General features: G+C 67.3%; 7 protein-coding genes and 1 pseudogene. 3 read left to right on the forward strand and 5 right to left on the reverse strand.

Going from position 1 to position 6,908, the window contains the following annotated elements; genetic code table 11:
• From WBV89_RS12855 to WBV89_RS12870, 4 genes are all read right to left on the reverse strand, one after another.
• Positions 1-294 (reverse strand): patatin-like phospholipase family protein (locus WBV89_RS12855; RefSeq protein ID WP_423981751.1); only part of this gene is annotated, 294 nt, incomplete at its 3' end.
• Between the two features lie 81 nt (positions 295-375).
• Positions 376-1,242 (reverse strand): polyphosphate kinase 2, encoded by an 867-nt coding sequence (gene ppk2, locus WBV89_RS12860; protein ID WP_423981752.1) that lies wholly within the window; start codon positions 1,240-1,242, stop codon positions 376-378.
• Positions 1,242-1,481, reverse strand: coding sequence for a hypothetical protein (locus WBV89_RS12865; RefSeq protein ID WP_423981753.1), 240 nt, complete (start codon positions 1,479-1,481; stop codon positions 1,242-1,244). The genes ppk2 and WBV89_RS12865 overlap by 1 nt, the downstream gene beginning before the upstream one ends.
• 23 nt (positions 1,482-1,504) lie before the next feature.
• Positions 1,505-2,083, reverse strand: coding sequence for a TetR/AcrR family transcriptional regulator (locus WBV89_RS12870; RefSeq protein ID WP_423981754.1), 579 nt, complete (start codon positions 2,081-2,083; stop codon positions 1,505-1,507).
• 138 nt (positions 2,084-2,221) lie between these two features.
• On the opposite strand from WBV89_RS12870, the gene WBV89_RS12875 reads away from it, so the two are divergent.
• Positions 2,222-3,832, forward strand: a complete 1,611-nt coding sequence (locus WBV89_RS12875) for an MFS transporter (protein WP_423981755.1) — start codon at positions 2,222-2,224, stop codon at positions 3,830-3,832.
• 14 nt (positions 3,833-3,846) lie between these two features.
• Here the strand turns inward: WBV89_RS12875 and WBV89_RS12880 are convergent, their stop codons facing one another.
• Positions 3,847-4,737 carry an alpha/beta hydrolase gene (locus WBV89_RS12880; RefSeq protein WP_423981756.1) on the reverse strand — a complete coding sequence of 297 codons (891 nt, stop codon included), beginning with the start codon at positions 4,735-4,737 and terminating at the stop codon, positions 3,847-3,849.
• 67 nt (positions 4,738-4,804) lie between these two features.
• On the opposite strand from WBV89_RS12880, the gene WBV89_RS12885 reads away from it, so the two are divergent.
• Positions 4,805-6,499, forward strand: coding sequence for a SulP family inorganic anion transporter (locus WBV89_RS12885; RefSeq protein WP_423981757.1), 1,695 nt, complete (start codon positions 4,805-4,807; stop codon positions 6,497-6,499).
• 26 nt (positions 6,500-6,525) lie between these two features.
• A pseudogene (locus WBV89_RS12890) lies at positions 6,526-6,908 on the forward strand (haloacid dehalogenase-like hydrolase); the annotation flags it as partial.

Genomic DNA, 6,908 nt, shown 5'->3' on the forward strand with positions numbered 1-6,908 from the left:
GTGCTCGAATGCTCCGTGGGTGACCAGCGACGGGGCGAGACGCACCAGATTCCGCAGTTGGTCCCGGCGTCGGGGGACCAGCGCCGAGGACTTGGCGAGGTCGCGCCACGCCTGTTCGAGCCGTTCGATCCCGGACGGAGTCGGGTCGGCGGCGAACATCGCGCCGTTGATCGCTCCGATCGAGGTCCCGACGATCAGGTCGGGCCGGATGCCCGCGTCGGCGAGCGCGGACAGCATGCCGACCTCGACCGCTCCCCAACGACCCCCGCCTCCCAGAACGTACGCCACCGACATCGATCCGACGTTAGTAGTGGAACGGTCCCGAACGGCCTGGGTTCGGTGCCGCGGCGTCGCTGTCGTCGGCAGGTCGACGCGTCAGAAAACCTGCTCGACGAACGTCTGGTCGTCGATCGGCGGTCGGATGTACGACTCGTCCTCCCGCTCGGGGATGACGACCGGCTCCGGCAGCGTGTCCTCGAACGGGATCGACTTCAGGATGTGGTCGATGCAGTTCAACCGGGCGCGGCGTTTGCAGTCGGACGGCACGACGTACCAGGGCGCCTGCTTGATGTCGGTGTACTGGAACGTGGTGTCCTTGGCCATCGAGTAGCGCACGTAGCGACGGTGCTCCTCGAGATCGATCTCCGACAGCTTCCACCGCTTGACCGGTTCTTCGTTGCGCGCCGAGAAGCGTCGGCCCTGTTCGTCGTAGCTGACCGAGAACCAGTACTTGAGCAGGATGATCCCCGACCGCACCAGCATCCGTTCGAACTCGGGGCAGGTCCGCAGGAACTCGGCGTGCTGCTGGTCGGTGCAGTAGCCCATCACCCGTTCGACGTTGGAACGGTTGTACCAACTGCGGTCGAAGAGCACGATCTCGCCACCCGAGGGAAGGAGCGGGACGTAACGCTGGAAGTACCACTGGGTCTGCTCGCGCTCGGTCGGCTTGGGGAGTGCTTCGACGCGCACGATCCGTGGACTCGTGCGTTCGGTGATCCGCTTGATCACGCCACCCTTGCCCGCGGAGCCGCGCCCCTCGAAGATGATCAGCACGCGCAGACCCTCACGCTGCACCCAATACTGCAACTGGACGAGCTGCTCCTGCATCCGCGCCAGTTCGGCCTCGAAGAACCTCTTCTTCAGTCGGCCGTCGGGGTGATAGTTCTTCTCACCCGCGGGGCGATCCCATTCGGCGAGGACCGGTGTGGTCAGCTCGTCCTCGGGTCGCCCGACGCTGGACATCAGTCGTTGTCCATGCGGTCGACGACGTGGTGGGCGACGTCGGCGATCTTCCCGATCGTGCCGCCCTCTTCGGCGACCTGTTCGAGGCGGGCGTCGATGAGACCGAGTGTGGCGCGGGCGTCCTCGACGGGGGAGACCTTTCCGTCGCCGTCGAGATCGAACGCCCCGAGCTGAACTTCGTCCTCGTCGAGTTCGGCGAGTTCGGCGTCAGGCGTGTCGGGTTCGGATTCGTTGGCCATGCACGGGAATGTACCCCTGCTGCTCAGCGTGATGCAGCGTGCGACGCGAGGAAGCCGTCGACGATCTGGGTCGCGAGGCGGTCGAGGTCGTCGTGATCGCCGACCAGGGCGGAGTAGATCAACGGACCGAAGAGCAACTTGGCCGCGACGCCGGCGTCGACATCCGGCTGGAGGATTCCTTCGCTCATCCCGACGTCGAGCAGCGTCGTCAGCGCAATCGACTTCGCCGATCGGTCGACTTCGATGCACGCCGCGACGTCGGGCATGCTCACCCGCAGCGACATCATCGCCGGAATGATCCGCGACCATTCGGGGTCGGCGAGGCTGGTGGCAGCGTCGTGGATGAACTGGCGGAGCGCGGGTTCGAACCCCGCGGAGACGTCGGGATCCTCCATCTCGGGCATGTTGGAGCGCACGACGTCGACGAGCATCTCGTCGCGTGACGACCAGTGTCGATACAGCGTCGACTTGGCGACCCCCGAGGCGTCGGCCACGGCGTCGACCGTCACGCCCCGGGGTCCCTGCTCGACGAGGAGATCGGTCGCCGCGCGCAGCAGGCGTTCGCGGCTGCGTGCGGCTCGGGGTGATGGTGTGTCGCTCATGTGCTTCGTTACCTCGGTCACAGCGTCGACTTTTTCCGGTCGCGTCGTGACACGAGCAGGTTAGCATCGCTACGAAACAGTTTCGTTGCGATCTGCGACGGAATCCCCGAATCCCCCGAATCCCCCCGGAGAACCACCGTGTCCACGAACGTGCACCAACTCGACGAGAGCGGCGTCGAGCCGTCCTCGTCGGTCACCACCGACCCGAAGGCCCAGCGCAACATCCTGATCGCGATGTGCACCGCACTGATCGCGGTGATCGCCTCGGTGTCGGGTCTCAACGTGGCGCAGCAGGATCTCGCCATCGATCTCGGCGCCTCGCAGAACGCGGTGCTCTGGATCATCAACGCCTACACGATCGCGCTGGCCGCACTCCTGCTCCCGATCGGCGCTGTCGGCGACCGGTGGGGCCGCAAGCCGGTTCTGTTGGCGGGTCTCGCCGTGTTCGGTCTCGCCAGCCTCGGCGCGGCGTTGGCCCCGACCGTCGGTCTAATGATCGCCGCTCGCGTTGCGGCCGGAGTCGGCGCCGCGATGATCATGCCGGTCACGCTCTCGGTGATCACGTCGAGCTTTCCTCCGGCCGACCGCGCCCGGGCGATCGGGATCTGGGCCGGCTTCGCCGGCAGCGGCGGGATCCTCGGACTCTTCTTCTCGTCGTTCATGGTCGACATCGTCGACTGGCGCTGGTTGTTCATCCTCCCCATCTCGTTGGTGATCGTGTCCGCGGTCGCGACGGTCGCATTCGTCCCGAACTCCCACGAACAGTCGACACATCGGTTCGACATCGGTGGCTCGGTGCTGTCGGCACTCGCAATCGGCGGCATCGTGCTCGGGATCCACGAAGGACCCGAGCGCGGCTGGACCGACCCGATCGCTCTCGCCGGCGTGATCGTCGGCGTCGTCGCGCTGGTCGCCTTCGTCCTCTGGGAGAACCGTCAAGCCGATCCGCTGCTCGACATGTCGGCGTTTCGTGACCGCGGCTTGTCGTCCGGTTCGAGCACCTTGGTGATCGTGTTCGCCGTGATGTTCGGGATCTTCCTCGTCCTCTTCCCGTACCTGCAGGCCGTGGTCGGCTGGTCGGCTCTGCGCTCGGCTGCCGGTCTGTTGCCGATGGCGCTGGTGATGATGCCCACCTCGACGTTCGCACCGAGGATCGCCGCCCGGGTCGGAGCCCGTCGGACGATGATCGCGGGCGTCACGATCTTCGGTGGCGGCATGATGACGCTCGCCCTGCGGGCATCGGTCGAAGGCGGCTACCTCTCGGTGCTTCCCGGCCTGATGCTCATCGGCCTCGGGATGGGCCTCACGATGACGCCCGCCACCGAGGCGATCACGGCGACGCTGCCCGCCGAGAAGCAGGGTGTCGCGTCGGCGCTGAACGACACGTCGCGAGAGGTCGGAGGTGCCCTCGGCGTCGCCCTCCTCGGGTCGATCCTCAGCTCCGGCTACCGCTCCGCGATCGAACCGTCGCTCGAAGGTCTGCCGCCCGAGATCGCCGAGACCGCCAGCGAAGGGATCGGCAGCGCCTATGCCGTCGCCGAGAGTGCCGGCGCCGACGCCCCCCGGATCATCGACGCCGCGCAGCACGCGTTCGTCGATGGCTGGGTCACGTCGATGTGGGTCGGCGTCGCACTCTCCGCCGTGGCACTCGCCGTTCTGATCGTGCGTGGTCCGGGCACCGGGAGCAGCGAGCCCACGAGCGAAGCCCCCGACGCGGCTGTGCCGCACGGCGTATCAACTGGTGTCTGACCCCGGTTGATACGTCAGCCGGGGGTCTGGGAGCGGATGAAGCGCGCGGCGTATGCGAGCGCCTCGTTCGCTTCGGGCATGTAGCCGGCGAACGCCTGGTACACGTGCCACATCCCGTCGGCCAGGTCGAACTGGGTCTGCACCCCGGCGGCGCTCGCCCGCTCGGCGAGGCGGGTCGAGTCCGACAGCAGCACCTCGTCGGTGCCGGTCTGGATCAGCATCGGCGGAAGTCCGGTGAGGTCCGCGAACAGCGGTGACACGCCGGGGTCGTCGAGCGGGGTCTCGCCGGCGTACATCTCACCGGAGGAGACCAGTGCCGAGGCCCGGATCATCGGGTCGATGTCGGCCTTGGTTCGCACCGATTCACCCGATCCGGTGAGGTCGGTCCAGGGCGACAACACATAGGCACAGGCGGGGAGTGGGTCGCCGGCGTCACGGAGCGCGCACAGCGTCGAGAGCGTGGCACCCCCACCCGCGGAGTCACCCGCGATCGCGATCATCGACGGGTCGACGCGGGCGGAGAGGTGGCGATACGCGGCCACGCAGTCGTCGATCGCCGCGGGATAGAGGTGCTCCGGCGCCAGGCGATAGTCGATGACCGTGATCGTCGCGCGTGCGCGCTTGCCCAGTCGAGCGCACATCGCGATGTGGCTGCGCGGCGAACCGAGGAGGTACCCGCCACCGTGGAGGTAGAGGATGTGGCGGTCGGAGTCGACATCGGTGGGTGTCGCGACGATCGCCGGCACCCCGCCGACGGTCGTGTCGGCGTAGTCGACCTTGCGCGGTCGAGGCAGTTTGTCGATGCGGTCCATCGCGGCGCGGCGTTCGTCGAGTGGCATCTTGTCGTCCTGAACGAACCGCGCGACCAGACGGCGCATCGATCGGGCCCGGTAGCTGAGCTTCATGCGGGCACGATAGATCGCTGCGGGTTCTGGATACGCCACAGCGTGCCGGTTCTCTATGGTGTCCCGGGTGACGACCAAGCCGGCGAAGCGCGCGATCGAGATCGACGGGCTCGAACGGGACACCTTGGCGGGAGGGGCGACCGCGGGGTTCGCCACCGGGGTGTTCTCGATTCCGGAAGGAATGGCCTACGCATCGCTCGCCGGCGTCAACCCGCTGTACGGGTTGTATTCGGGCCTGATGGCGACGCTGGTCGCGTCGTTGACCACCGGAACCGTGTTGATGATCTCGACATTGACGAGCGCGATCGCATTGTCGACGGGCAGCGTTCTCGACGTGGCCGACGTCCCCGACGACGACATGACGCGGGCGCTGTTCACCGTGACCCTGCTCACCGGGGCGGTGATGTTGGGCCTGGGACTGGCGCGGTTGGGGAGCATGGTGAGCTTCGTCTCGAACGCGGTGATGACCGGGTTCGTCGCCGCTGCGTCGGTGCTGATCATCGTTGGTCAGCTCGGCGAGTTCTCGGGATACGACCCGGACGGTTCGAACAAGCTGTCGGAGATCTGGGACTGGTTCGTCCACATCGGTGATTGGGACGGGGCGACGACCCTCGTCGGGCTGGTCACCGTCGTCCTGGTGATCATCGGCAAGCGGATCCCGGCGACCGAGAAGTTGGCACCGGTGATCGTGCTGCTCCTGATGTCGGTCGTGGTCACGATCCTCGACCCGTCGTCGGTGGCGACCGTTGCCGACATCGCATCGATTCCGCGCGGCCTCCCGGGTCCCGACCTGCCGCTGTTCTCGATGGTGCCCGACCTCGCGCTCGGGTCGGTGTCGGTGGCGATCGTCGCTCTGGTGCAGGGAGCCGGGATCAGTACCGCCTACCCCAACCCGGACGGGACGACGGCGTCGGCGAGTCGTGACTTCGTGGGCCAGGGACTGGGCAACGTCGCCGGCTCGTTCTTCCAGTCGATGCCGACGGGTGGATCGCTGTCGCGTACCGGGGTCTCCGTCGGTGGCGGGGCGAAATCGCGCTGGGGTGGCGTCTTCGCCGTTCTGTGGCTCGGGATCCTGCTCGTGTGCTTCGGCAGCCTCGCCGAGGCCGTCCCGCTCGCGGTGATCGCCGCGCTGCTGTTCGTGATCGCCGGGGAACTGGTCGTCGGTCGGCTCGCCAACGCCGGTCTCGCCGTGCACAGCTCGTGGGGATCCACGACGGCGATGGTCGCCACCTTCGTCGCCGCGATGTTCATCCCGTTGCAGTGGACGATCTTCGTGGGCGCCGGGTTGTCGCTGATCGTGTTCATCGCCACGTCGTTCAAGGCGGGCCGGATCAACGAACTCGTCCGCAGCCCGGACGGGTACTGGAGCGAGCAGCCGATTCCCGAGACGCTCACGTCCGACACCGTGCTCGTGATCGGCCTGCGCGACTGGTCGTTCTTCGCCGACATCCCCCGACTCGCCGAGCGTCTCCCTCAACCCGGTGATGCCACCGGCGCGGTCGTCGTCGTGAGGATGCGTGACGTACCCGACATGACCTCGACGGGTCTCCGGCTCCTCGAGAACTACCGCAAGAAACTCGAGGACTCGGGGAATACGCTGGTGCTCGCGGGCCTCCAGCCCGGCGCCGCGCACACGCTCGACCGGACGGGGATCGCCAAGAAGATCGGCGCCGAGCACATGTTCGCAGCCGGGCCCGACGTCACCCGCTCGCTCGATGACGCGCTGGATCACGCGACCCGGACCGTCGATCGAGACGACTGACCCACACACCAACAGGAGACATCCAGATGACCAGCCCCACCGCCGACCGTGTTCTTCCCTCGTGGAAGGACGGCGCCGCCCGACAGTCGATCATCGACTTCGTCGCGGCCGCCGATCAGCTCCCGGTCGATGAGCGCGTTGCCGTGTTCGACAATGACGGAACCCTGTGGTGCGAGAAGCCGAGCTACATCCAGCTGCTCTTCATGCTGTCCGAACTCCACAGCGCCGTCGCCGAGGACGCGTCGCTCGCGGACCGCCCGGAGTTCAAGGCGTTGATCGAGAACGACAAGGCGAAGCAGGCCGAACTCGGTCTGCCGGCGATCGCCTTCGCGCTCGTCGAGCTGTGCGCGGGCATCAGCCCGGCGGAGTTCGATCGCCGAGTCCGGGCGTTCGTCGCGGACGGTCGCCA

Origin of the sequence: Ilumatobacter sp. (genome assembly GCF_049588435.1) — a bacterium.
Lineage (GTDB): Bacteria > Actinomycetota > Acidimicrobiia > Acidimicrobiales > Ilumatobacteraceae > Ilumatobacter_A.